Source organism: Nonomuraea endophytica, assembly GCF_014203235.1.
In the GTDB taxonomy this organism is placed as follows: domain Bacteria; phylum Actinomycetota; class Actinomycetes; order Streptosporangiales; family Streptosporangiaceae; genus Nonomuraea; species Nonomuraea endophytica.
In genome coordinates this window covers 262,329-285,644 of record NZ_JACHIN010000012.1, presented here as the reverse complement: position 1 = coordinate 285,644, position 23,316 = coordinate 262,329, and the positions used below count along the sequence as shown (strand labels likewise).

21 protein-coding genes are annotated in these 23,316 nt (G+C 71.2%); 12 read left to right on the top strand and 9 right to left on the bottom strand.

Translation table 11 applies throughout. The features are described 5' to 3' along the window. Positions 1–43 precede the first annotated feature (43 nt). Positions 44–1,222 (bottom strand): enolase C-terminal domain-like protein, encoded by a 1,179-nt coding sequence (locus HNR40_RS37755; protein WP_184970113.1) that lies wholly within the window; start codon positions 1,220–1,222, stop codon positions 44–46. Between the two features lie 36 nt (positions 1,223–1,258). Here HNR40_RS37755 and HNR40_RS37750 point away from each other — a divergent pair, with 36 nt between their 5' ends. Then, a complete protein-coding gene (locus HNR40_RS37750) occupies positions 1,259–1,984 on the top strand; it encodes an alpha/beta hydrolase (RefSeq protein ID WP_184970111.1) in 726 nt (241 codons plus the stop codon). On the opposite strand, the gene HNR40_RS37745 is transcribed toward HNR40_RS37750, so the two are convergent. Further along, positions 1,959–2,798, bottom strand: coding sequence for a Gfo/Idh/MocA family oxidoreductase (locus HNR40_RS37745; RefSeq protein WP_184970109.1), 840 nt, complete (start codon positions 2,796–2,798; stop codon positions 1,959–1,961). The genes HNR40_RS37750 and HNR40_RS37745 overlap by 26 nt on opposite strands. Positions 2,799–2,892: 94 nt before the next feature. Here HNR40_RS37745 and HNR40_RS37740 point away from each other — a divergent pair, with 94 nt between their 5' ends. Next, the gene (locus HNR40_RS37740; protein ID WP_184970106.1) at positions 2,893–3,885 is read left to right on the top strand and encodes a Gfo/Idh/MocA family protein; all 993 of its coding nucleotides are present in this window, start codon (positions 2,893–2,895) and stop codon (positions 3,883–3,885) included. A 239-nt stretch (positions 3,886–4,124) separates the two neighbouring features. Here HNR40_RS37740 and HNR40_RS37735 read toward each other — a convergent pair whose 3' ends face one another. Together HNR40_RS37735 and HNR40_RS37730 are read right to left on the bottom strand one after the other, a co-directional pair. Beyond that, complete coding sequence (locus tag HNR40_RS37735) at positions 4,125–5,051, bottom strand: hypothetical protein (RefSeq protein WP_184970104.1); 927 nt, start codon at positions 5,049–5,051, stop codon at positions 4,125–4,127. Next, positions 5,051–6,553, bottom strand: coding sequence for a right-handed parallel beta-helix repeat-containing protein (locus HNR40_RS37730; RefSeq protein WP_184970102.1), 1,503 nt, complete (start codon positions 6,551–6,553; stop codon positions 5,051–5,053). The genes HNR40_RS37735 and HNR40_RS37730 overlap by 1 nt, the downstream gene beginning before the upstream one ends. Before the next feature lie 159 nt (positions 6,554–6,712). Here HNR40_RS37730 and HNR40_RS37725 point away from each other — a divergent pair, with 159 nt between their 5' ends. From HNR40_RS37725 to HNR40_RS53885, 5 genes are read left to right on the top strand one after another with little or no spacing between them, the layout of a single operon-like run. Further along, on the top strand, positions 6,713–7,978 hold the full coding sequence (locus HNR40_RS37725; protein WP_184970100.1) for an ABC transporter substrate-binding protein: 1,266 nt from the start codon (positions 6,713–6,715) through the stop codon (positions 7,976–7,978). Further along, complete coding sequence (locus HNR40_RS37720) at positions 7,975–8,925, top strand: carbohydrate ABC transporter permease (protein WP_221341317.1); 951 nt, start codon at positions 7,975–7,977, stop codon at positions 8,923–8,925. The genes HNR40_RS37725 and HNR40_RS37720 overlap by 4 nt, the downstream gene beginning before the upstream one ends. 14 nt (positions 8,926–8,939) lie before the next feature. Continuing rightward, positions 8,940–9,749, top strand: coding sequence for a carbohydrate ABC transporter permease (locus HNR40_RS37715; protein ID WP_184970099.1), 810 nt, complete (start codon positions 8,940–8,942; stop codon positions 9,747–9,749). 2 nt (positions 9,750–9,751) lie between these two features. Next, positions 9,752–12,112, top strand: a complete 2,361-nt coding sequence (locus tag HNR40_RS53890; protein ID WP_221341316.1) for a DUF4838 domain-containing protein — start codon at positions 9,752–9,754, stop codon at positions 12,110–12,112. Beyond that, complete coding sequence (locus tag HNR40_RS53885) at positions 12,109–13,368, top strand: mandelate racemase/muconate lactonizing enzyme family protein (RefSeq protein ID WP_221341315.1); 1,260 nt, start codon at positions 12,109–12,111, stop codon at positions 13,366–13,368. The genes HNR40_RS53890 and HNR40_RS53885 overlap by 4 nt, the downstream gene beginning before the upstream one ends. A gap of 35 nt (positions 13,369–13,403) precedes the next feature. Here HNR40_RS53885 and HNR40_RS37705 read toward each other — a convergent pair whose 3' ends face one another. After that, positions 13,404–14,120 carry a FadR/GntR family transcriptional regulator gene (locus HNR40_RS37705; protein WP_184970097.1) on the bottom strand — a complete coding sequence of 239 codons (717 nt, stop codon included), beginning with the start codon at positions 14,118–14,120 and terminating at the stop codon, positions 13,404–13,406. Positions 14,121–14,273: 153 nt separating this feature from the next. On the opposite strand from HNR40_RS37705, the gene HNR40_RS37700 reads away from it, so the two are divergent. Continuing rightward, on the top strand, positions 14,274–15,449 hold the full coding sequence (locus HNR40_RS37700) for a mandelate racemase/muconate lactonizing enzyme family protein (protein ID WP_184970095.1): 1,176 nt from the start codon (positions 14,274–14,276) through the stop codon (positions 15,447–15,449). Continuing rightward, a complete protein-coding gene (locus HNR40_RS37695; RefSeq protein WP_184970093.1) occupies positions 15,446–16,318 on the top strand; it encodes a dihydrodipicolinate synthase family protein in 873 nt (290 codons plus the stop codon). Before HNR40_RS37700 ends, HNR40_RS37695 begins: the two co-directional genes overlap by 4 nt. Positions 16,319–16,327: 9 nt before the next feature. On the opposite strand, the gene HNR40_RS37690 is transcribed toward HNR40_RS37695, so the two are convergent. Next, positions 16,328–17,227: an alpha/beta fold hydrolase gene (locus HNR40_RS37690; protein ID WP_184970090.1), complete on the bottom strand. Its 900-nt coding sequence runs from the start codon at positions 17,225–17,227 to the stop codon at positions 16,328–16,330. 73 nt (positions 17,228–17,300) lie between these two features. Continuing rightward, entirely contained in the window at positions 17,301–18,350 is a 1,050-nt protein-coding gene (locus HNR40_RS37685; RefSeq protein WP_184970088.1) for a glucose 1-dehydrogenase, read from the bottom strand. A gap of 112 nt (positions 18,351–18,462) precedes the next feature. On the opposite strand from HNR40_RS37685, the gene HNR40_RS37680 reads away from it, so the two are divergent. Further along, positions 18,463–19,059: a TetR/AcrR family transcriptional regulator gene (locus HNR40_RS37680; protein WP_184970086.1), complete on the top strand. Its 597-nt coding sequence runs from the start codon at positions 18,463–18,465 to the stop codon at positions 19,057–19,059. A gap of 4 nt (positions 19,060–19,063) precedes the next feature. Here the strand turns inward: HNR40_RS37680 and HNR40_RS37675 are convergent, their stop codons facing one another. After that, positions 19,064–20,182 carry a serine hydrolase domain-containing protein gene (locus HNR40_RS37675; RefSeq protein WP_184970084.1) on the bottom strand — a complete coding sequence of 373 codons (1,119 nt, stop codon included), beginning with the start codon at positions 20,180–20,182 and terminating at the stop codon, positions 19,064–19,066. A 138-nt stretch (positions 20,183–20,320) separates the two neighbouring features. Here HNR40_RS37675 and HNR40_RS37670 point away from each other — a divergent pair, with 138 nt between their 5' ends. After that, the gene (locus HNR40_RS37670; RefSeq protein ID WP_184970082.1) at positions 20,321–20,986 is read left to right on the top strand and encodes a TetR/AcrR family transcriptional regulator; all 666 of its coding nucleotides are present in this window, start codon (positions 20,321–20,323) and stop codon (positions 20,984–20,986) included. A gap of 78 nt (positions 20,987–21,064) precedes the next feature. Further along, positions 21,065–22,690, top strand: a complete 1,626-nt coding sequence (locus HNR40_RS37665; protein ID WP_184970081.1) for a carboxylesterase/lipase family protein — start codon at positions 21,065–21,067, stop codon at positions 22,688–22,690. A 2-nt stretch (positions 22,691–22,692) separates the two neighbouring features. On the opposite strand, the gene HNR40_RS37660 is transcribed toward HNR40_RS37665, so the two are convergent. After that, positions 22,693–23,238 carry a GrpB family protein gene (locus HNR40_RS37660; RefSeq protein WP_184970079.1) on the bottom strand — a complete coding sequence of 182 codons (546 nt, stop codon included), beginning with the start codon at positions 23,236–23,238 and terminating at the stop codon, positions 22,693–22,695. Between the last annotated feature and the right edge of the window lie 78 nt (positions 23,239–23,316).

Sequence of the window (23,316 nt, the reverse complement as noted above, 5' to 3'; positions counted from 1 at the left end):
CTCTAAGCGGACATCGGCCGGAAGAAAAGACCTAGGTCCTATTTCAATAGATGCCGGGGCGTGGCGCCTCCAGGGTGATCTGCCCGTCCTGGACCGCCATGAACTTCAGGCCGTCGTTGGCCCGTGGCGCGTACTGCCTGCTGTTGCACTCGAACGGCGACCACGACCAGGGCAGGGTCGCGGCCAGCCGGGCCGAGTGCGCGAGGGCCAGGTCCACGGCGGTGAGGTCCTGGACCATCACGGCCAGGCCGTGCTCCCTGGCATAGGCCCAGCTGCGCAGGGCGAGGCTCTGGCCCTTGGCGGCCTTGACGACCACGCCGCTCCAGCCGCCCGCCGCGAGCCGGTCGAGGTCGGCGACGCCGGCCAGCGACTCGTCGGCCAGGACGGGGGCGCGGCGGGCCAGTTCGCGCATGCCGACGGGGTCCGGGGCGGCGTCCCTGGGCACGGGCTGCTCCAGGTAGGCCACGTCGGCCAGGACCTCGGACGGCAGGGCGTCCAGCATCGCGGCGGCGTCGGCCGCGCTTTCGCAGCCCTCGTTCGGGTCCACGGAGACACTTCCGCCGCTGTCGAGCAGGGCGTGGATCGCGGTAATCCGGGCGGCGTCGGCCTTCGGGTCCTGGCCGGCGACCTTGACCTTGACGTGCCGCATGCCGTCGCGTTCCAGCCAGGCGCGTACCTCGTCGAGCGGGTCGCCGACGCCCACCACGTGCTGGACGGGCAGGCGGGTCCTGGGCTCGCCGAGCCCCTCCTTCAGCAGGGCCGTCAGCCGGGGGTCGGCCAGCGCCTCCTGGTACAGCCCGGGGGCCGGGCGGCCCGCCGCGCGGGCCCAGGCGTCGTGCACCGCGTTGTCCACCGCCCCGAGCACCAGCGACGCCGCCAGCCTCGGCACCCCACGCGGCCCGGACAGGCGCGCCTCCAGCTCGGCGCAGATCTCCAGCGGGTCGCCCGCGGCGGACCCGGCGTCCGCGCACAGGCCGGTGACCATGTCGCGCAGCGCCTGGTCGCGCGCGTGCCAGCTCAGCGGCGAACGCGGCCAGGCCCACGGGACCGACAGCACGCTCGCGCCGACCCCCTCGGCCGGGCGCCCGTCCGAGGTCTCCACCTCGACCGTCACCACCGCGAGCGTGAACCGGTCGACCGTGGCGCCGGCCAGCCTGAGGGGGTGGTCGAGAATCACCTCCCTGAAGTCGGCACCGGCCTGTCTGATGCGCACATCCGTCATCTGCCGTCCTCCAAACTTAGGACCTAGGATCTAGCCATGAGCATTCGTGTCCTGCCGTACGACGGCCCGCCGCACCCGCGCCGCCGGCTCGACCTGCTGCACCCACCGGCCGCGCACGCACCCTACGCGCTGTGCTTCGTGCACGGCGGCGGCTGGCGCGCGGGCGAGGCCGCCCAGTGGCACAGGCAGATGCGGCGGGCCGGGGCGCGCGGCGTCATCAGCGCCTCGCTCGGCTACCGGGTGGGCGAGCGGCTGCCCGCGCTGCTGGACGACGTCGCCGATGGTTACCGGCGGTTCCTGACCCATCTGGACCAGCGCGGACTCGGCGGGCTGCCGGTGTTCCTCGTCGGCAGCTCGGCCGGGGCCCACCTGGCCACGCTGCTGTCGCTGTCGCCCAACGGCCTGGAGCCCGCCGGGTGCGTCAGCGTCAACGGGCCTGGCGCGAGCCTGCGGCCCTGGCCGGGGATGGACCCCGAGATCCACGCGGCCGTCGAGCACCTGGCCGGCGGCGACTACGCCGCCGCCTCGCCCGCGCACCACGCCGACCCGGCCACCGCGCCGCCCATGCTGTTCATCGTGGTCGGCAAGGAGCGCTTCTTCCCGCACGAGCACGTGCGCGAACTGGCCGGGATGCTCCCCGGCGCCCGCGTGGTGCTGCTGCCGGGCGCCGAGCACGGCTTCTTCTACGAGCCGGGCAGCAAGGACAGCGCGCGGGCGCAGGCCGAGATCGACGTGTTCATCGCGGAGGCACTGCGCGGGTGAGCGACTCCAGCAGACGGACCGGCGCCAGCAGGGCCTCCTCGTCCAGGGGCCGCTTCCCGCTCTCCACCATCTCGGCGAACCTGCGCAGCGCGGGGAGCGTGTAGTCCTTGCCCAGCGAGAGCTGCTCGGCGAGGACCCCCCGGGTGCCCGTCACCTGCACGGCGAAGGGCACCGCGCCGTCGGCGTCGCGCTCGACCAGGTTGAGCACCGCGTGAGCGGCGCCCGCCCGCGCCACGGCCAGCACCCCGCCGGGCAGCACCGAGATCTGCGGCTCGCCCTCGGGCGGGGGCAGCAGGTGCAGGGCCATCTCCACGACGTGCACGCCGTAAAAGGCCACTCCGCCGTACGGGCTCTCGCGCTGCACGGGACCGGTGGCGACCACCGAGCGGATCGGCCCGAGCGCCTCCAGCCGGTCGCGCATCGCCTCCACCGCCCAGCGCAGCGCGCTGGAGGAGGTCACGAGTACGCCGCCCGTCCTGGCCGCGGCCAGGATCGCCTCGGCGTCGGCCGAGTTCCCGGCCAGCGGCTTGTCCACGAAGACCGGCACGCCCGCCTTGAGCAGGGGCTCGGCGTGCGGCCTGTGCAGGTCGCCGTCCCTGTCCATGACGATGGCCGCGTCGATCCGGCCGATCAGGTCCTCGGGCCGGTCCACGCCGAACTCGACGCCGCCCTGGCCGGAGAGCTGGGCGGTGCGCTCCGCCGTACCTCCGCAAAGAGCCACGATGCGGACGTCGCCCAGGGCGCGCTCGGTGTTGAGGTGGCGGATGGCGTGGTCGGCGTGGGTGTTGTCGAGCCCGATCAGTCCGAGCCTCATGGTGCACTCCTTCTCTCGTTATACCGGCATATTGACCTATTTCCCGGGAGACATCTAGAGTCCTAGGTCATAAGTTACGACGTGGAGGTGGTCCGTGCGGTTCGGGATCGTCGGGAGCGGAGTCATCGGCGGCTTGCACGCCAGGCTCATCGCGGACATGGCAGGAACGGCGGAGCTCGTCGCCGTCGCCGACAACGACCTGGCGCGGGCCAGCGAGCTCGCCGGAAAGCACGGCTGCGACGCGCTCGGCTCGACGCAGGAGCTCTACGCCCGCGACGACGTGGACGCCGTGGTGATCTGCCTGCCCAGCGGCCTGCACGCGGACGCGGCCGTGCCCGCGCTGAAGGCGGGCAAGCACGTGGTCGTCGAGAAGCCCATCGACATCTCTCTCGCCGCGGCCGACCGGATCATCGCGGCCGAGCGCGAGAGCGGCAAGAGCGTGACCGTGATCAGCCAGCGCCGCTTCGAGCCGTCTTTCCGCGCGGTGAGGGCGGCCGTGGACGGCGGCGAACTGGGCCGGCTGACGTCCGGGACGGCCGAGGTCACGCTGTGGCGTCCCCAGTCGTACTACGACTCGGGCGGCTGGCGCGGCACCTGGGCGATGGACGGCGGCGGCGCGCTCATGAACCAGGGCGTGCACGTGGTGGACCTGCTGCTGGCCCTGCTCGGGCCCGCGGAGTCGGTCAGCGCCTACTCGGGGCTGCTCGCGCACGAGAACATCGAGGTCGAGGACACGGTCGTGGCCGCGATCCGGTTCGCGAACGGCGCGCTCGGCCGCGTCTTCGCCAGCACCGCCGCGTACGGCGGGGCCAGCGTGCGCGTCTCCGTCCACGGCGACGCCGGGCACGCGATCGTGGACAACGAGGTGCCCACCAGCTTCCGGGTGGGTGAGGAGGACCGGGCCGCGAACTCCCCCGCCCGCCTGGGTCCCGAGTCGCACCGCGCCCAGCTCACCGACTTCATCGCCGCGGCCACCGAGGGGCGCGCCCCCGAGGTCACCTCGGCCGACGGGCGGGCCGCGCTGGCACTGGTCCTGGCCGTGTACGAGTCCGCCCGCAACGGCGGCGCCCCCACCAAGCCCGCCTGACCACCAAGCCCGCCTGACCACCAAGGCCCCCTGACCACCGAGCCCGCCTGACCACAAAGCCCGCGCCTCGGGCCTGCCTGAGGCCCCCCAGATTTCCCTGCCTTCCGAGGCCGCTAAAGGCAGGGAAAACCGGGGCGGGAGGGAGAAATACCGCATCCCCCTCCCGCCCCGGTCACCTACGAAACGGTCCCGCCCACCCCGGGTCACCCACAAGAACGGTCCCGGCATCTACGGGAAGGTCATTCCGGGTAGCGGAAGCGGTACACCGCGTCCAGCCGCCAGATGTCTCCGGGCGCCACCTGCTCGCTGCCCGGCTTGCTGACCCGGGTCGGGTAGACCTTGTTGTACGTGTCGCCGTCGTACACCCAGACCCCGCGCCCGTCCGACTGCGCGTAGCCGTTGAAGAAGCCGGGCTCGACCTCGACCGACATCGTCGCCCCGTTGACGGTGTTGTACAGCTCGGCGCCGTAGCTGTCGGCAGGCGGCGCCCGATGCCCCGAGGTGCCGATCTTGTGCTCGACAGCCTGGTCCAGATAGCGGAACCGGGTGGTCACCCCGTCGGCTCTGACCGCCGGAAGCATGGCCCCGTAGGCGTACTCGATGGCCCGCGCCGCCCGCCACCGCAGCACCCACCGGATCCGCATCCCGGCCGCGGTGAAGATGTGCCGCACGTTCATGTCACCGAGGACCGTCGGCGCCTCGGCGGCCGGATCGAGCACCTGGGTGTCCTGGGTCAGCTCGAACTCCCCCGCCTGAAGGATGCCGGACGGGGCGGCGGCGCGGCCGTCCACGAGGAAGAGCAGACTCCGCAGCAGCTCGTCGCCGTGGAGCCCGCCGAAGTGGTCGGGCGCGCCGGCAGGCTTGATGGCATACGGGTACGCGGCGGCGGTGGCCAGCTGGATGCCTTGGGCAGTGGCCGGAGGCGGGCCCGCCTGCCGTACAGCGGTGATCTCCTGGATGCGCCAGGCGTCCATGCGCTTGGTGGTGTCGGTGAAGTGGCGCAGGTCGTAGCGGATCCACAGGTGGCCGGGTTCGCGGGTCCAGACCATGAGCTGCCGGGCGCCGAGCCGTTCCACATAGAGGCCGGACGGGTCGCCGGGGGCGGTGAGCACGAGCCCGCTCGCGGCCAGCGCGGCGGTGCCGCCGAACAGGGCGCGGCGGTCCATCAGGCCGGACCTGGGAGGGGCAGCCAGGTGCCGGGCTTGCCGGAGACCGTGCACACCCAGCCGAACGGCTGACCGACGGCGGGGTTGCGGTTCTGGACGACCATGCCCTTCTCCCACCAGCCCTCGGTGGGCGCGGCGGTGCGGGTGACGGTGAAGGAGTAGCTGATGTCCTCCTGCGTGCCGGTGCGGAACATGCCCTCCTTGTTGCCGGTGAGCGTGTTGGCGCCGATGTCCACGCCGCGGGTCCTGGCGTGGATGAAGATGCCGTAGTCCTGGGTCTTGACCTCCTGGTCGTCGAAGCTGCGGTTGCCGCTGATGACCACGTTCTCGGCCTTGAAGCCGGTGCGGGCGTAGGTCCTGATGCCGCCGCGCGGCTCGTTGCTGAGGCCGCCGCCGTAGTTCTGGTGGTTGTTGTAGACGACGTTGCCGGTGACGGTGACGTCGTTGGACTGCCAGACGTTGATGCCGACGGTGTTGCAGTGGCCGACGATGTTGTCGGAGATGACCAGCTTCCTGCAGCGGTCGGTGGACAGGCCGGCGTCGCCGCCGTAGAAGAGCGTGTTGCGCTCGAAGATGCCGTCGAAGATGTCGTAGACGGCGAGCAGGTCGGCGTTGCCGCCCTGGCCGTAGGCGAGCTTGTTGCCGATGACCAGGTTGTCCATCGCGCGGACGAAGCGGTGCTTGTGCGCGGCGGGGTTGTTGCCGCCGCAGGTGATGTAGATCGGGTAGCCGACCTGGCCGGGCTTGCCGCCGATGCGTTCGAGCCGGTTGCGGCTGACGGTGAGGTACTCGGTGTGCGACTCGGTGTTGCCGAGCACGTGCAGGCCGAACTGGGTGACGTCCTGGAAGTCGCAGTCGTCGACGGTGATGTTGGTTCCGTTGCCGTTGACGTTGATCCCGACGTAGGCCTTGCTGATCCGGCAGCCGCCGACGTGGACGCGGTGGCAGTCGGTCAGCCGCAGCAGCGCGGTGGAGGCGGTGCCGGGCAGGGGTTCGTACGCGCCGGCCTTGAGTCCGTCCAGGTGCACGTTCTCGATCAGCACGTCCTGGCAGCCCGTCAGATGTACGGCCCGCGTCAGGGCGGCCCGGTCGTCGCAGAGGATCGCCAGGTTCCGCAGGCCCACGACGGACTGCCCGCTCCCGTCGATCACGTGGGTCTGGCTGTATCCGGCCGAGAGCACGAGCGTGGCCCGGCTCCGCTCCGACTGCAGGCTCACCCCGTTCTTGAGGCGCAAAGGGGCGCCGAGCAGGTAACGCTTGCCCGCGCCGAGGTGCACCGACCCGCCGCCACCGGCGGAGGCGGCGTCGATCGCGCGTTGTAACGCCGCGGAGTCGTCGGTGGTGCCGTTGCTCACGGCCCCGAACGCGGAGGCGGGGTAGACGTTGAGGTCGTTCTCCTTGAACCGGGTCTGGGCCTGAGCGGGGCTCGCGGCCAGCGGGACCGCCGCCACCGCCGACACTCCCAGCAACCCCAGCACACGCCGTCGATCCGTTGAAGTCACGATAAGTCCTTTCAAGTAGGACCTAGGACGGAAGATTGAGCGGAATGTATGCCTCGGCGACATGTCCGTCAAGTGGGCTATTGACCCACCAGCATTGCGCTGTACCGTGAGCACACACGATGGTCTGTCCTATGTCTTACTTGGCGAGAGGCAAGAAACATGAGGTTAAGAATCGCTGCGAGCCTGCTCGCCCTCCCCCTGGCCGCCACCGCCTGCGGCTCCGGAGGAAGCGGCGAGAAGGCGGCGGAACTGCGCGTCTGGAGCATGTGGTCGGAAGGCGAGCCGAACCAGAAGGTGCTGGCCGAGGCGTTCAAGGACTTCGAGAAGGCCACCGGCGTCAAGGTCAGGGTGCAGTGGAAGGGCCGCACCGCGATGAAGTCGTTCCTGCCCAGCCTGAACACCGCCAACGTGCCCGCCGACCTGATCGAGGGCAACAACAGGGAGCTGACCCGCCAGTTCGCCGCCGCCAAGGGCGCGCTCGACCTGTCCGACGTGTACGCGGCCACGGTCCAGGGCGAGCAGGCCACGGTCGGGCAGACCGTCGGAGACGCCTACAAGCGCATGGCCACCTCTTCCCAGGGCGTGCTGGCCCAGCTCCCGTACCAGGTGTCCACCTACGGGTGGTTCTACAACGGCAAGGACTTCCCCACCACGCCGAAGACCTGGGAGGAGTTCGTGAAGGTCCTCGACGAGCGCAAGGCCCAGGGCCGCAGGCCGCTCGGCCAGGACGGCAGCATCCCCAACTACAACATGCGCTACCTGGAGCACTTCGGCCGCGCGATCATGGGCGACGAGGGCTGGCACGCGCTGGCCCCCGACAAGAGCGGCCAGGGCTGGCTCAAGCCCGAGGTGCTCAAGGCGGCCCAGATGGTGGAGGCGCTGGCCAAGGGCGGCTACTTCCCCGACGGCTTCAACGCCGCCAAGTTCCCCGCCATGCAGCAGAAGTGGGCCAACGGCGAGTCCGACTTCCTCTACCAGGGCACCTACCTGCCCAAGGAGGTCGCACCGTACGCCAAGCCTGGGCTGGAGTTCCGCGCGTTCCGCTTCCCGTCGGTCGAGGGCAAGGCGCCCACGATGAACGTCACCACGACCGGCTTCGGCATCCCGGTCAAGGCGGCCAACCCGGACGCGGCCAAGAAGTTCCTGACCTTCTTCCTGCAGAAGAAGTACCAGGACAACGTGGCCGGGGTGGCGCTGGAGATGTCGGTGCGCAAGGACGTGCCCGCCGCACCGCAGGTGGCCGATCTGAAGGCCGCCCTCGACAGCGGCGAGATCAACAGGTCCGACGTGCTGGACATGAGCGACTTCAACACCAAGGTCCTGCTGCCGCTCAGCGACCAGCTCCTGTTCGGCAAGATCGGCGCCGCCGACTTCACCAAGCAGATGGCCGAGCAGTCGGCCGCCTACTGGAAGTCCAAAGGATGACCGCGGTCCTGGAGCGGCCCCCGGTCAAGGCCGCTCCCCGATCACGGCGTGGCGGCAGCCCGTTCGAGGCCGCGCGGCGGCGGATGATCGGCCCGTTCCTGCTGCCCGCGCTGCTCGTCTACGCGCTGGTGATGATCGTGCCGAGCGTGATCACGGTCTGGATCAGCTTCAACGAGTGGGCCGGGGTCGGCGCCATGGAGTGGGCGGGGCTGGCCAACTACCGTGAGATGGTCGCCGACCCCGTCTTCGGCACCTCCTTCGCCAACACCATGAAGATCCTGGTGCTGGTGGGGGCGGCGGTCTTCGTCATCGCGTTCACGCTGACCATGCTGCTGCAGGACATGGTCGGCAGGAAGTTCGTGCGGGCGGTGATCTTCTTTCCGAGCCTGGTGCCCGGACTGGTGATCGCGATCCTGTGGGGCTTCCTGCTGGACCCCGACGGGCTGGCCAACTCGGTGCTGAAGTCGCTCGGGATCGCCGAACCGCCGCTGTGGCTGGCGCCGGAGAACATGTTCACCACGGTCATGGCCGGGATGACGTGGCTGGCCGCCGGCACGTACACGGTCATCTTCATGGCCGCGGCCGACCGCATCCCCCGCTACTTCTACGAGGCCGCCGAGCTCGACGGCGCCGGTCCGCTCACCCGGTTCTGGCACATCACGCTGCCGCTGATGTGGGACGTCATCGGCGTCTGCGCGGTGCTGTGGGCGATCGGCGCGCTGAAGACGTTCGAGTTCGTGCTGGTCTTCGCCGGCGCGACCGGCAGCCTGCCGCCGACCGGCCTGTGGACGTTCTCCGTCTACGCCTACGCCGGCGCCTTCCCCTCCGACGGCGTCCCCAGGTATGGCATCGCCTCGGCGGCCGCCGTCCTGACCATGCTGCTCACGGTCGTGCTCACCATCCTGGTCCGGCGGGTCATGGGCCGCCGCGAGCAGGCCACCTACTGACGCAAGGAGGTCACATGAGACTCCTCGCCATGCCGCTGGCCTGGTCGCTGGCGTTGTTCGACCTGTTCGTCGTGGCCTGGATGGCCCTGTCGTCGCTGAAGACCACGCGGGAGGTGGTCCAGGACCCCTGGGGTCTGCCCGCCTCCCCGCAGTGGAGCAACTACGGCGAGGCCTGGACATCCGCCGCCTTCGGTGACGGCGTGCTCAACTCGCTGCTGCTGGTGGTCGGCAGCGGGCTCGGCACGATCGTGCTGGCCGCGCCCGCCGCGTACGTGCTGGCGCGCTTCCGCTGGCGGCTGTCCGGCCCGGTCACCATCTTCTTCGCGCTGGGCCTCGGCATCCCCGCCCCGGCCATCATGATCCCGATCTACCTGGGCCTCGACCGGCTCGGGCTGATCGACTCGCTCGGCGGCCTGCTGATCGTCTACATCGCCACCAACCTGCCGTTCGCCGTCTTCTTCCTGACCGCCTTCTTCTCCTCGCTCCCCCGCGAGCTGGAGGAGGCCGCGGCACTCGACGGCTCCGGGCCGTACCGCACCTACTGGCGGATCATGCTGCCGCTGACCAGGTCGGGGCTGCTGGCGCTGTTCATCCTCCAGGCCATCGGCGACTGGGGCGAGACGTTCTTCGCCCTGTCGTTCCTGCAGGAGAAGAAGACGATCTCGCTGACGTTGCTGAACTTCATCCAGACCATGCAGTACACCGGCGCCCGCTGGTCGGTGCTCTTCGCCGGGATCTGCATCGTCGTCATCCCCCTTCTGCTGCTCTACCTGTGGATGAGCAGCCGCCTCATCGAGGGCATCGCCGCCGGATACGGGAAGTGACCATGAAACGCCGCCAGTTGTTCGGCCTCGCCGGGGCCGTCGCCGCCACACCGTGGATCCGCCCCAAGGCGGGCCTGCCGATCGTGCGTTCCGGCAGGGCGATGGCCGCGGTCATCGCCCCGCCCGACGCCGAGGAGGCCGCCGCCGAGCTGGTCGCCTATGTCGAGCGCGCCACCGGGGTACGCCTGCCGAGAACCGCCGCGCCCGGCCTGACCCCTGTCCACGTGGGCTCGCCGGGACCCGACCCCGCCGTGCCCGGCCTGCTGGCCAAGCTGGACAGGGACGGCTTCCTGATCCGGCCCTACCAGGGCAGCCTCACCGTGGTGGGGCCGAGCCCGACCGGCACCGCCAACGGCGTGCGCGAGTTCCTGGAGCGCTACGCCGGGGTGCGCTGGCTGATGCCGGGCCCGGACGGCGACGACGTTCCCGCCCTGTCCGCCCTGGAGGTGCCCGCGGTCGCGCTCTGCCAGCAGCCCTCCTTCGCCATGCGCTCCTTCAGCCCGCTGCGCGACACCCGCTACCCGCTCCAGCAGCTGTGGGCGCGCCGCAACCGCATGCAGGGCACCACGACCGAGCCCATCGCCTTCCACCACAACCTGCACGCGCTCTTCCCGGTCGACCGCTACGGCCTGTCGAACCCCGAGTACTACCCGGGGGGCAAGCCACCGCCGAGGGACAAGCTGACCGGCTGGCAGCCCGTGTTCACCGAGCCCGGCACGATCGACGCCGCCGTCACCGGCATCCTGGAGCACTTCGCCGCCAACCCCGGCTCGAGCTCGTACTCGCTCGGGGTCAACGACGGCGAGGGGTTCGCCGAGGCCGATCCGGTGCCCGCCTACTACGCCTGGGTCAACGAGGTCGTGCGCCGGGTGCTGCTGGAGTACCCCGGCAAGCGGTTCGGGCTGCTGGCCTACCGCAAGCTGGAGACGCCGCCGTCCTTCAAGCTGCACCGGCAGGTGGTGCCCTTCCTCACCCAGGACCGCTACGCCTGGACCGACCCGGCCGTCGAGTCGGCCGGGCACGCGCTGGTCGAGCGGTGGCTGGCGGTCAGCTCGCAGCTCGGGTTCTACGACTACCTGTACGGCGCGCCGTACCTGCTGCCGAGGATGTTCACCCGCCGCTACGCCAAGACCATGCGTTACGCGAAGGCACGCGGCATCGTCGCCCACTACGCCGAGCTCTACCCGAACTGGGGCGAGGGCCCCAAGCCATGGGTGAACGCCAAGCTGCAGTGGAACGCCGACGCCGACCCGGTGGCGCTCCAGCGGGAGTGGTGCGAGCGCGCGGTCGGCAAGACGGCCGCCGGGGATCTGCAGGCATATTTCGACTTATGGGAGAAGTTCTGGGCCGAGCGGGTGCCCGGCTCGGCGTGGTTCCTGCCGAACGCCACCTACCAGACCTTCAACCTGCCGCACTACCTCGAACTGGTCCAGGACGGCGACATGACGCGCAGCCGTACCCTGCTCGACTCGGTGGTGGCACGGGCGGCCACGGCGCCGCAGCGGGCCAGGGCGACGGTGCTGCGGCGCGCGTACGAGTTCTACGAGGCCTCGGCGCTCAGCTACCCGCGCGCGGTCACCCCGCCCGCGACGCAGGAGGCCGCGCTCGCGATGCTCCAGGGCAGCGCGGACGCGCATCAGCGGCGGCTGGACCAGGCGGCGCGGCGGCTGGCGCTGATCAAGGAGTTCGCCACCGATCCGGTGCTGGTGCTGCAGATGAACCCCGCCTCCCACCCCAACCTGGTCTGGACGGGCTGGAACGCGGGCGAGTACTGGGGTGTCGTGGGCTACATCCGCGCCCACGAGCCCGCAGGCGGCCCGGTCACCGACCTGGCCAGGAGCCTGTCGGCGGCGAACCCCTACGCCGCGCTCGTGCTGCGCGGCCTGCCCGCGCCCAACCTCGTCGTCAACCCGGACCTCACCTCCGGCCTGCCCCCGTGGACGCGGCTGCAGCGCTCCCACCCCACCAGGACCGTCTCCCGCCCGCCGGACCAGGCCGTGCTGCGGGTGAGCGGCAGCGGCTGGGGCGGGCCCTGCCAGAAGATCGCCGTCACACCCGGCCTGGCCAGGTTCACCGCCTCCTACCGGGCCCCGGCGGGCACCGCGGCGTCGGTCCAGCTCGCGCTCGACCTGTGCGACGCCGCCGGCACCCCCATCCCGAGCAGCTCCGTGCGCTCCCCCGTGATCAGCCTGCGCGCCAACGACACCTGGACCCCGCTGCGGCTCGACTGCGAGATCCCCGACAAGGCCCGCAACATCCCCGTCGGGGGGGTCGAGCTCATCTTCCTGGTGGACAGCGCCGCCGAGGTCACGGTGGACTTCGACGACATCTCCCTGCTCAACATCGCCAAGGAGGCTCCGTGAGCCTGCGCGTCACCGCCGTCGAGCGCGTCACCCTGCGGGTGCCGTTCACGGAACGCTCGCGGCCGTGGAACGAGATCCTCGTCTCCAAGTTCGCCGTCGTGGAGGTCGTGCGGGTCCGCACCAACTCCCCCGGCCTCATCGGGTACGGCGAGAGCCTGCCCCACTACACCTGGGCCAGGACCACCGACGCGACCGTGGCCCGGGTCCTCGACCGCCACCCCGCCGAGCTGATGGGCGACGACTCGCTCGGCGCCGGTCTCCAGATGGCCCTCTACGACCTGGTCGGCAAGGCCCTGGGCGTGCCCGTGTACCAGCTGCTCGGCCAGCCCATGGTCCGCCAGTGGTGCCCGCTGGCCTGGTGGAGCACCAAGATGCCGGCCCGGGTGCTGGCGGAGGAGGCCAAGGACGCGCTGGCCGATGGCTACCTGGCGCACAAGCTCAAGGCCAGGCCGTGGTTCGACATCCACGAGCAGGTGGCGGCCATCTCCGCCGTCACGCCCGACACCTACGTCCTCGACCTCGACTGGAACGGCATGCTGCGCACGCCGGGCGAGGCCGTCGAGGTGCTGCGCGAGCTCGACCGCAGCCCGCGCGTCGGGGTCTACGAGTCGCCGGTGCTCCAGTCGGACGTGGCCGGTCAGAAGGCGCTGCGCGCCCGCGTCGACCGGCCGCTGGCCGAGCACTACAACAAGACCCTGTTCCCGGTCTGGATGCGCGAGGACGCCATCGACGGCTTCGTCTCGTGCAACGCGGGCGTGGCCGGCACGATCGCGCAGGGCCTGCAGGCCGCGGCCTTCAACAAGGACCTGTTCCTGCAGATCGTCGGGCCGGGACTGACCACGGCGTGGACGCTGCACCTGGGCGCCGTGCTCACCCACGCCCGCTGGCCGGCGGTCACCTGCCTCAACATCTACGCCGACGACCTGATCACCACGCCCATCGAGATCAGCGGCGGCTACGCGAGGGTGCCCGAGTCGCCCGGATTGGGCGTGGAGTTCGACGAGGAGGCGCTGGAGCGCTGGCGGGTGCCGGACGGGTTCGCCACGTCGCCGTCGCGCAAGCTGCTCGGCTTCCACCTCGGCGACGGCAGGGTGCGCCGCTACGCCGGGATCGAGCAGCTCTTCGAGGAGTGCAGGTACGTGGGCAACCTGCCGGTGCAGCCGCGCGGGGCCGATCTGGAGGTGCAGGAGGACGACGGCACGGCCGAGTTCGACCGCCGCTACCGGGAGGCGGAGCGGGCACCGGTCTGGGAGTGACCACTCCGGCCACGGCCCCCCACAGGGGCGTGGCCCTACTCCAGGTCGTCGCCGCGGAAGGTGCGCTGCACGCGCTCCAGGTGGGCGCGCATCTGCTGCTCGGCCAGCGCCGCGTCGCGGGTGCCGAGGCCGAGCAGCAGGGCCTTGTGCTCGGCGTCGCTCTCGGCGTGCGTCTCGCCGAGGAACTCCGTCAGCTCCTTGCCCTTCTCCCGCTCGTTGGCCAGCACGTCGGACAGGGCCTCGAGCACGGCGGTGAAGAAGCGGTTGCGGGCGGCCTTGACGATGCCGAGGTGGAAGGCGAGGTCGAGCTCCACCCGCCGTTGCAGGTCGTCGCCGACGGCGTCGGCCTCCTCCAGCAGCGCGCGCAGGCCCTCCAGCTCCCGGTCGGTGATCCTGGCCGCGGCCAGCCCGGCGGCCTTGGTCTCCAGGGCCAGGCGCATCTCGACCAGCTCGTCTATGGCCGAGCCGTCGGCCTCCATGGCCAGGCGGAAGTAGCTGTGGACGGCGACCGGGCGCAGCTCGCTGACCACGGCGCGCTTGCCCTGCCGGGTGCGGATGACGCCCTGCTGGCTGAGTGAGCGGAAGGCGTCGCGGACCACGCGCTGGCTCACGCCGTATTCCTCGGCCAGCTTGGCCTCAGAGGGCAGCTCGTCGCCCTCCATGAGGCCCTGCTTCCTGATGTAGTCCGTGATCAGGGCGGCGACTCGGGTGCCCAGCAGCGCGCGCCCGCGCGGCAATGCCTCGGTGTCCACGTCTCGCCTCCACTCATGTCCTATGTTCCACGTCATCGTAGACCATCGGCCTCATTTTGGCCGCAAAACTTGAGACTCTTGACTTAGGTCCTTTCTATTCGGACGATGAGGGCATCATCGGGAGAAGGAGCCTTAAGTGATAGGAGTCATCGAATGCGCGTGACCGCCGTCCGGCAGTGGATCGCCGAGTTCGGGTACTACAACGCGATCTACGTCAAGATCCAGACGGACGAGGGCGTGGAGGGAGTGGCCGAGGTCGCGATGCGCCGCCGTACCAAGACCGTCTCCGCGATCGTCGAGGAGCTCGGCGAGTATCTCGTCGGCAAGGACCCCACCCGCATCGAGCAGCACTTCGAGCGCATGTACCGCGACTCCTTCCTGGGCGGGACGCTGCTGACGATCGGGATCTCCGCCATCGACGTGGCGCTGTGGGACCTCAACGCCAGGGCGCTCGGGGTGCCCGTGCACCGGTTACTGGGCGGGAAGTTCCGCGACTCCGTGCCCGTGTACACGCACGCCAGGGCGACCGAGACGCCCGAGCAGTTCGCCGAGGAGATCGCCGACCGGCTGGCCATGGGGTTCACCGCGATCAAGACCACGCTGCCCGGCTTCTACACGAAGGTCTCCAGCGTCCACCACGAGACTCCGGCCGCCATCCCGGCCCGGCAGACCGAGACGGAGTTGCTGCCCAACTGGTTCTGGCCGCTGCTGGCCGAGTACTTCGAGGCGGCTCGCGAGGTCGCCGGGCCCGACGTGCACCTGATGCTCGACTGCCACGGGCGGCTCAACGTGGCCAACTCGATCCGGCTGTGCGAGGTGCTGGAGCCGTACCGGCTGGCGTTCGTGGAGGAGCCGGTGCCGCCGGAGCGGCCGGAGTGGCTGGCCGAGGTGACGCGCCGGTCCACGACGCCGATCGCCGCCGGCGAGCGCTGGGCGGGGCCGTACGCGGCGGCGCCGTTCCTTGAGCGGCGGGCGCTGTCGGTGGCACAGCCGGACGTGATCTTCTGCGGCGGCATCACCGCGGCCAAGCGCATCGCGACGCTGGCCGAGGCGAACGCGGTGTCGATCGCCTTCCACAACCCCTTCGGGCCGCTCGCCAGCGCGGCGACCTGGCAGCTCGGCGCCACGCTGCCCAACCTGCTCATCTCCGAGTCGATGCTCACGCCGGAGCAGATGGTGTTCTGGGAGCGCTACACCGAGGACCCGCCCCAGGTGCGCAACGGCGAGTGGGTGGTCTCCGACGCGCCCGGCCTCGGGCCCAAGCTACGCATCGAGGAGATCGTCAAGCACCCCTTCCGCCCCGAGTACGACGCCGGCGGCACCCGGTGAACGGCGTCTACCCCGCCGCGCTGACCATGTTCGACCGGTTCGGGCGGCTGGACCTGGACGCCACCGCCGACCATCTCGACTGGCTGGTCCGCGAGGGCGCGCACGGGCTGGTCGTCGGCGGCACCAGCGGCGAGTTCGTGGCGCTGACCGGCGAGGAACGCAGGGCACTGCTGGAGACGGCCGTGGAGACGGTCGCCGGCCGGGTCCCCGTGCTGGCCGGGACCGGCGCCTACACCACCGCCGAGACCGTCGCGCTCACCGCCCACGCCGAGGCGGCGGGGGCCGCGGCGGCGCTGGTCGTGCTCCCCTACTTCCAGCGGCCCTCGCGCGAGGAGGTGCTGGCCCACTACCGCGCGGTGGCGGCGGCGGGCGGGGTGCCCATCTGGGTCTACAACATCCCCGCCAACGCCGCCGTCCCCGCGCTGGACGTCCCCGACCTGACGGCGCTGCACGCCGACGGGGTCGTCCAGGGGGTGAAGAGCACGCTGCCCACCGTGCACCAGCTGAGCGAGCTGTCGGCCTTGCCCGGCTTCCACGCCTTCTACGGCGGGTTCACCTCGCCGCTTGAGGCGCTGGCCGGGGGTGCGCACGGGTGGATCAGCGGGCTGCTCAACATCGTCCCCGCCGCCGCCGCAGGCGTGTGGGAGGCCGTGCGCGCCGGCGACCTGGCCCTGGCGCGGGCCCGGTGGGCGGAGCTGCTGCCGGTGCGCCGCATGCTCTTCCAGCCGCCGGTACGCGGGGTGGGCGACCTGGCGCTCTACCGTGGCGTCCTGCGGATCAGGGGCAGAACAGCCGGCCACTGCCGCGCCCCCCTACGCGACCTCAGCGCCGAGGAACTACGCGTGCTGGAAAAGGCCATCTCCGGCTGAGTGAAGTGGTCAGCGGGACTTTTCCGCGCGGCGGACCAGGGCGGCGATCCGGGCGGCCAGGTCGGGCCACAGCTGCCTGGGGAAGTTGTGGCCCATGCCCTCGACCACCACGAGCTCCGCCCCCGGAATGGCCGCCGCCGTGGCCTTCCCGCCGCTGACGTCGAACATCACGTCGTCAGCACCGTGGATCACCAGCGTGGGCGCCACGACCTCCCGCAGCCTCTCGGTACGGTCCCCCGAGGCGATCACCGCCACGGCCTGACGCGCCATCCCTGCCGGATCCCACCCCCGGTCGTATACCCGCTCCGCCCGCTCCCGAGCCCCGGCCAGGTCGGGCTCGAACCCCGGCGACCCGAGCACGCTCATCGCCCTGACGGCCTGGTCGGCGTATTCCTCCCGGTTGGCAGGCGGCGCCCCGCCACCCATGGCCCGCAGCGCCTCGGCGTTCGAGCGCCCCACGGAGGGGTCACCGGTCGTGGACATCATGGAGGTCAGCGACCGGACCCGCGCCGGGTGCTCGATCGCCATCGTCTGCGCGATCATCCCGCCCATCGACGCGCCGGCGACGTGGACGCTGCCCAGCCCGAGCGCGTCCAGCAGGCCGGCGCAGTCGGCGGCCAGGTCCGACAGCGTGTAGGGGACCACGGACAGGTCTCCGGCCATGGCCGCGGCCACGTCGGGAACGGGCGCGTCGCGCAGGTGCGTCGAGCGCCCGCTGTCACGCCCGTCGAACAGGATCACGTGCAGGCCGCGCGCGACCAGTTCGGCAACGAGACCACTCGGCCAGGACACCAGCTGGCCGCCGATGCCCATGATCATCAGCAGGGACGGGTCGTCCGGGTCACCATGGCGCTCGAAGGCGACCTCGATGCCCGCCGGCCCCACGTTGAGCGCCTTTTCCTCAGCCATCGGCTTCCCTTCAGAAAGACCCGAGGAAAAGCTAGCAGCATTCCGCCGTCGAGTTTCCTCTTCGGAAATGGTGCTATTTCCGGAAATCCAGGACCACCTTGATGTCGTCGCCGGGCTCGAACGCCTCGTGCGCGCGCTCCAGCGGGATCCGCCGGGTGATCAGCCGTTTCAGCCAGTCGTGGTCGGCTTCGTCGAGCGCCGTCGCGGCCTGTTCATAATGGCGGCGATTGGCGTTGACCGACCCGAAGATCAGGTCGTTCTCCAGCACGATATTGCGGTTGAGCGTGCCGGCGTCGATCCGCAGCGGGCGGCCGGTCGGCGTGACCCCGGTGAGGCAGACGATTCCCGCCGGGCCGTTGGTCGTCATCACGGCCACGGCCACCTCGGAGACGCCGGTCGCCTCGACGACGATGTCCGGGGCGATCCGCTCGGCCACCTCGATCACGTCGCCGGTGTGGTACGTGCCGCCGAGGTCGCGGACCAGCTCCGGCTTCGGCCCGTCGGCGACCCGGTCGAACACGTGCACCTCCAGGTCGCGCCGCCGGGCGAACAACGCCGCCAGCAGCCCGATCGGGCCCGCGCCGGTGACCAGGACCGTGCGCGGGCCGTACCAGGCGCGGGTGCCGATGCGCTCGATCTGGTCCCACACCTTGGCCAGTACGGTGGCCGGCTCCATCAGCACGCCGACCTCCTCCAGGGACGGGGCCAGCTTGACGGCGTAGTCCTTCTCGATGGTCCACAGCTCGGAGCCGAAGCCGTCGATCTCCTTGATGCCGCGCTCGGTGTACTGGCCGTTGCGGCACATGTCGAACTCGCCGTGCGCGCAGGCGCCGCACGGCTCCGGGTCGGGGCGGCGGACGATGCCGACCACCAGGTCGCCCGCGGTGAAGCCGCTGCCCTCCGGCGCCTCGCGGACCCGGCCCAGGCTCTCGTGGCCGAGGATCAGCCGGTCGCGGCCGGGCGGGGCCCAGCCGTACTCGCCGTCCGCGATCTCGCGGTCGGTGCCGCAGACGCCGAGCGCGAGGGCTTCGACCAGCAGGTCGTTCGCGCCGGGGACCGGGTCGGGCACGTCCTCGACGCGCAGGGAACCGGTGACGCCGGGGGCGATGGTGAGTGCACGCATGGGCCTGTCCTTGTTCGTTCGCGGGGCTCGACCCGATAACTGCCCGCCCTCTGCCCTTTGTGCGGTCAAGGACGCCAAGAATTGGCACAGGCCTGCCGTACCATGCGGTGCTATGCCGAAGGTGGTCGACCACGACGCGCGCCGCGAGGAGCTGATCGCGGCGACCTGGCGGACCATCCGCAGGCTCGGGCTGGCCGGCACGACGACGCGGGAGATCGCGAAGGAGTCCGGATACGCGCACGGGCTGCTCGCCTATTACTTCCCCGACAAGGACGCCATCCTCGACGCCGCCCTCGACCGCGCCTACACGGCGGCCCGTGAGGAGCTCCACGCGCGCATGGCCGGGCGCTCCGGCCGCGACGCGGTGCGCGAGGTGCTGCTGGCCGCGCTGCCGATCGGCGCGGCGAGCGTGGAGACGCAGGTGCTGGTCCTGTCGTGGGGCGCGATGGTGACCTCGCCCACGCTGCGCGAGCGGCGTTACGCCAGTTTCCGCGAATGGCGCGACACGGTACGCATGCTGGTGCGCATCGCCGTCGCGGTGGGCGAGATGAGCGCGGAGCAGGAGCCGGAGGAGATCGCCGACGCCCTGGTGGCGGTGGTGGACGGCCTGACGCTGCACGGGGTCATGAACCCCGGGGACTACCCGGCCCACCGGCTGATCGCCACGCTCGACAACGTGCTCGACCGCTACCGATCCGGCGGCACGTAGGTCTCTACCGTGGGGAGCCGCTCAGGGCGCAGAGAACGCGTGGCGCCACCTGCTTGATCAGCACCAGCTTGTCCAGGCCGGGGTGGGCGTTCACGCCGAAGGTCACGCTCGCGCCGCCGTCGTCCAGCGCGGCGGCCAGCGTGCGGTAGCCGGGGAAGCTGCCGCCGTGGCCGTACCAGGTGCGCTCGCGCGCGCAGCCCTGCGCGGTGCCGAGGGTGTCGGCGAACAGGCCGAGGCCGGCCCGCGCGCCCGGCCACATGCGGGCGGGGTCGGCGGGGACGAGCGTCTTCATCCGGGCCAGCTGGGCGGCGGGGACGACCTTTCCGGCGAGCAGTTCGCGGTAGAAGCGGTTCAGGTCGGGGGCGGTCGAGATGAGCGCGCCGGCGGCGTGGGCGGTGGTGGGGGTCCAGCGGGTGACGTCGTACCAGGTGCCGCCGTCGTTGAGGTAGCCGTTGGCGTGCGGGCCGCGGATGGTGGTGCGGGCGCCGGGCCAGTAGGTGTCGCGTAGCTTCAGCGGTCTGATGATCCGGTCGGTGACCAGGTCACCGAACGGCCTGCCGGTGACCTTCTCGGCGATCTGGGCGGCGATGACGTAGCCGGTGGAGGAGTAGGCCCAGCCTTGCGGGCGGGGCAGTTTGAGTCCGGCGGCGACCAGTTCGGCCGGGCTGAGCTTGGTGAAGCGCTGCTCCTCGGTGAGCTGCTCGGCGAAGTCGCCGAGCCTGGCCTCGTGGGAGAGCAGCTGGCGTACGGTCACGTCGGGCGGCGGCTCGGGCAGGTAGCGCGAGACCGGGGCGTCCAGGTCGATCCTTCCTTCGGCGGCCAGTTGCAGGATCACGGCGGCGGTGAACGTCTTGGTCACGCTGCCGACCCGGAAGCGGTCGCCCGGCCGCATCGGGCGGGCGCGCTCGCGGTCGGCCAGACCGGCGGCCAGGTTCCAGGTGCCGCAGCGGGTGCTGGAGACCGTGGCGGCCAGACCGGGGATCTTCGTCTCGCGTACGACCCGGTCCAGGGTCGCCCGGACCTCGGCGCGCACCGCCGCGCAGGAGGTCGCCGGGGCGGCCGGGGTGAGGGTGGTGGTCAGGGTCGCGGCCAGGGCGATGGGGAGGATGGCGAGGGTTGGCATGGTGTCGATCCTCACGGCCGGGGCGGCTCCGCACGATCGGCCGTCCGGTCATGGCGATCCCTTCCCGGAGCGGGGTCCGTCTCATCCTTCAGGAGGGGCCGCCCCGGGGTGACGTACGACCGTGGAAGGATTGGGGCCGTGAGTGCCGACGCCGACGAGGGATCCCGCAGCGCCCCTGACGCCGAGCGCGCGCCAGCCGGCCCGCAGGCGAAGGGCAAGGCCAAGCGGGGGTCGAAGGCCACGCAGAGCCGGGCCGCGACCGAGGCGGCGCTGATGGCGGCGGCGCTGCGGCTGCTGGAGCGCGACGGGGTGCTGGCCGGTCTCAGCCTTCAGGCGGTCGCCGACGAGGCCGGGGTCAACCGCGGGCTGATCCACCACTACTTCGGCAGCCGCCAGGCGCTGCTGCGCGCGGCGCTGGAGGCCAGGAAGAACGCCGGGGAAGTCCCGTTCGAGCAGGTACGCGAGGACGCCCCGGTCGACAAGGAGGCGTGGTCGTTCGAGGCGCATGCCCGGGATTCGAGTTATGCCCGGGTGGTGGCACTGCTGGCGCTGGACGGGGACGAGGAGTTCGCGCCCATGCCGTACGTGGAGCGCCGCCTTGCCGATCTGCGCCGCGAGAGTGACGAGGGCCGGCTCCCCCAGGACGTGGATCTGGCCGCGGTCTTGGTCATGTGGGACAGCTTTTTCTACGGATATTTCGTCATGCGTACGGCTCTCGCCCGGCAGCTCGGCGTGACCCCCGAGCAGCTCGACCAGCGTGTCATCGGCACCTACAACCGTCTGACCGGCCGCGACAACGGTTAGCGTTTCGCTAAGTCAGGGATTGACCGGCGATCTCCTCATGTGTTCCGATTTAGCGAAACGCTAATTTCTGGAGGACGGATGAAGACGACCCTCGCCTTGCTCACCGCCGCCCTGACCCTCAGCGCCGCCGCCCCGCCTGCCGCCGCTATCCCACCGGCCAACGCCCAGGTCCAAGCCCAGGTCCAAGCCCAGGACCGGGTGGACGTGAGCACCGACAAGGGCAAGGTCAGGGGCGTCACCGACGGCCGGGTCAACCGGTTCCTGGGTGTGCCGTTCGCCGCCCCGCCGGTGGGGGCGCTGCGCTGGGCGTCGCCGCGGCCGGCCGTACCGTGGAAGGGGGTGCGGGACGCGTCGGCGTCGGCGCGCAGATGCCCGCAGTCCCCGCAGATGGGCGGGGCCGACAGCGGCGTGGAGGACTGCCTCTACCTGGAGGTGACCGCCCCGGCGAAACCCGGCAAGCGGCCCGTGGTGGTGTGGTTCCACGGTGGCGTGGGGATGTCCGGCGCGGCCTCGGAGTACAACGCGAACAGGCTGGTCACGGGCGGTGACGTCGTGGTCGTGTCGGCCGCCTTCCGCATCGGGATCCTGGGCGGGCTGCAGCATCCCGCCCTGGACGCCGCCTCCGCCGCCGGCGACTCGGGCTTCTGGGGCACCGAGGACCGGATCGCCGCGCTGCGCTGGGTGAAGGCGAACATCGCCGCGTTCGGCGGCGACCCGGGCAACGTCACGATCGGCGGGCAGTCGGCCGGATCGACGGCGGTGTGCGGGCTGCTGGCCGCTCCCCCGGCGGCCGGGCTCTTCCACCGGGCGATCCTGCAGAGCGGGCCGTGCAAGCTGCGCTGGGCTAAGAACTCCCTGTTCGAGGGCACCCCGGCCAACGACGGGCGGCCGCGTACTCGCAAGGAGACGCTGCCCGGCAACCTGGCCACCGCGGCCAAGCTGGGCTGTGCCGACCGGGCGGGCGCGGCGGCGTGCCTGCGCGGGCTGAGCGTGGAGAAGATCCTCGCCGTGCAGGCCGGCGACTTCGAGGCCGGTGGCGGGTCCGGATCGGCGTTCCTGCCGGAGGGCGACGTGTTCGGCGACGGGCGGTTCAACAAGGTGCCGGTCCTCATCGGGGCCACCAAGGACGAGAGCCGGCTGTTCATGGTGTGGCGCTTCGACGGCGCGACCCCGTCCAAGCCGCTCACGGCCGCCGAGTACCCGGTGAAGGTGCGCGAGAGCTTCGGCGGCGACGCCCCGAAGATCCTGCGCCGCTACCCGGTCTCCGGTGACGTGCGTCCGGCCGAGGCGCTCGGATCGGTCTACACCGACCACGGCTGGTTCTGCTCGACCGTGGGCACCGCACGGGCCATGGCCAGGAAGGTGCCCGTGCACGCCTTCGAGTTCGCCCAGCCGGTCGGCGACGCCTTCCCGGGTCTCACCTTCCGGCCGGGCGCCTGGCACGGGGCGGAGCTGCAGTATCTGTTCGACATGCCGGGCGCCAAGCCGCTCTCGACCCCGGCGCAGAAGCGGCTGGCCGCCCAGATGATCGGCTACTGGTCGAACTTCGCCAGGACCGGTGACCCCAACGGGCGCGGCCTGCCGTACTGGCCGAAGACGAAGCCGCGCGGCGGGACGGCGATGTCGATCAGCGCGGACCACCCCGGCCCGCGGGATGTCGGCAAGAGCCACCACTGCGGCTTCTGGGACCGGCTCGCCAAGTGACGCTAGACGCCGGCCCGGGCGAGGATCGACTCCACGACCCGGGTCTTGGCGTCGGCGTAGTTCTGGACGTACTTCCAGGTGCGCCCGGCGAGGTCGCGTTTGGTGCTCGCGTACAGGTCGCGGTCCTCGTCGTGCGTACGCAGCCAGTCGCGGAAGCCCAGCATGCGGCGCACCTCCAGGCAGCCCTCCGGCAGCACGTGCAGGTTCACCGGCAGTTCGCCGGTCAGCTTGAGCACGCGGTGCTCGTACCATTCCGGCTCGCGGATCGTCAGGACGTAACCGAGTGACTCCAGCGCCGGCACGTACGCGGCCTCGTCGGTCGGGTCCTCGACGATCAGGAGCATGTCGATGATCGGCTTGGCCGGCAGGCCGGGCACCGACGTGGACCCGACGTGCTCCAGCCGGGCCTCGCCGAGAGCGGCCAGGATGTCACCGGCCAGCCGTTCGAAGCGGACCGGCCAGGCCGGGTCGTAGCCGGCCAGGTGGATGGTGTCGTTGTGGACGGCCGGGGTCGTGACGTGGGCTTTGGCGATCTCTTCGTCGGACATGTTCACGCATGACATCCTGCCCGTCCCCGGGCGAACCGTTGTAAAGCATTGTGCAAGCGGCCCCCGTTAGCTTGCCGA

Bases quoted from the DNA above. Each gene is read 5' to 3' on its own strand.
- HNR40_RS37755 (WP_184970113.1), bottom strand. From the start codon at position 1,222: ATGACGGATGTGCGCATCAGACAGGCCGGTGCCGACTTCAGGGAGGTG.
- HNR40_RS37750 (WP_184970111.1), top strand. From the start codon at position 1,259: ATGAGCATTCGTGTCCTGCCGTACGACGGCCCGCCGCACCCGCGCCGC.
- HNR40_RS37745 (WP_184970109.1), bottom strand. From the start codon at position 2,798: ATGAGGCTCGGACTGATCGGGCTCGACAACACCCACGCCGACCACGCC.
- HNR40_RS37735 (WP_184970104.1), bottom strand. From the start codon at position 5,051: ATGGACCGCCGCGCCCTGTTCGGCGGCACCGCCGCGCTGGCCGCGAGC.
- HNR40_RS37725 (WP_184970100.1), top strand. From the start codon at position 6,713: ATGAGGTTAAGAATCGCTGCGAGCCTGCTCGCCCTCCCCCTGGCCGCC.
- HNR40_RS37720 (WP_221341317.1), top strand. From the start codon at position 7,975: ATGACCGCGGTCCTGGAGCGGCCCCCGGTCAAGGCCGCTCCCCGATCA.
- HNR40_RS37715 (WP_184970099.1), top strand. From the start codon at position 8,940: ATGAGACTCCTCGCCATGCCGCTGGCCTGGTCGCTGGCGTTGTTCGAC.
- HNR40_RS53890 (WP_221341316.1), top strand. From the start codon at position 9,752: ATGAAACGCCGCCAGTTGTTCGGCCTCGCCGGGGCCGTCGCCGCCACA.
- HNR40_RS37700 (WP_184970095.1), top strand. From the start codon at position 14,274: ATGCGCGTGACCGCCGTCCGGCAGTGGATCGCCGAGTTCGGGTACTAC.
- HNR40_RS37690 (WP_184970090.1), bottom strand. From the start codon at position 17,227: ATGGCTGAGGAAAAGGCGCTCAACGTGGGGCCGGCGGGCATCGAGGTC.
- HNR40_RS37685 (WP_184970088.1), bottom strand. From the start codon at position 18,350: ATGCGTGCACTCACCATCGCCCCCGGCGTCACCGGTTCCCTGCGCGTC.
- HNR40_RS37680 (WP_184970086.1), top strand. From the start codon at position 18,463: ATGCCGAAGGTGGTCGACCACGACGCGCGCCGCGAGGAGCTGATCGCG.
- HNR40_RS37675 (WP_184970084.1), bottom strand. From the start codon at position 20,182: ATGCCAACCCTCGCCATCCTCCCCATCGCCCTGGCCGCGACCCTGACC.
- HNR40_RS37665 (WP_184970081.1), top strand. From the start codon at position 21,065: ATGAAGACGACCCTCGCCTTGCTCACCGCCGCCCTGACCCTCAGCGCC.
- HNR40_RS37660 (WP_184970079.1), bottom strand. From the start codon at position 23,238: ATGTCCGACGAAGAGATCGCCAAAGCCCACGTCACGACCCCGGCCGTC.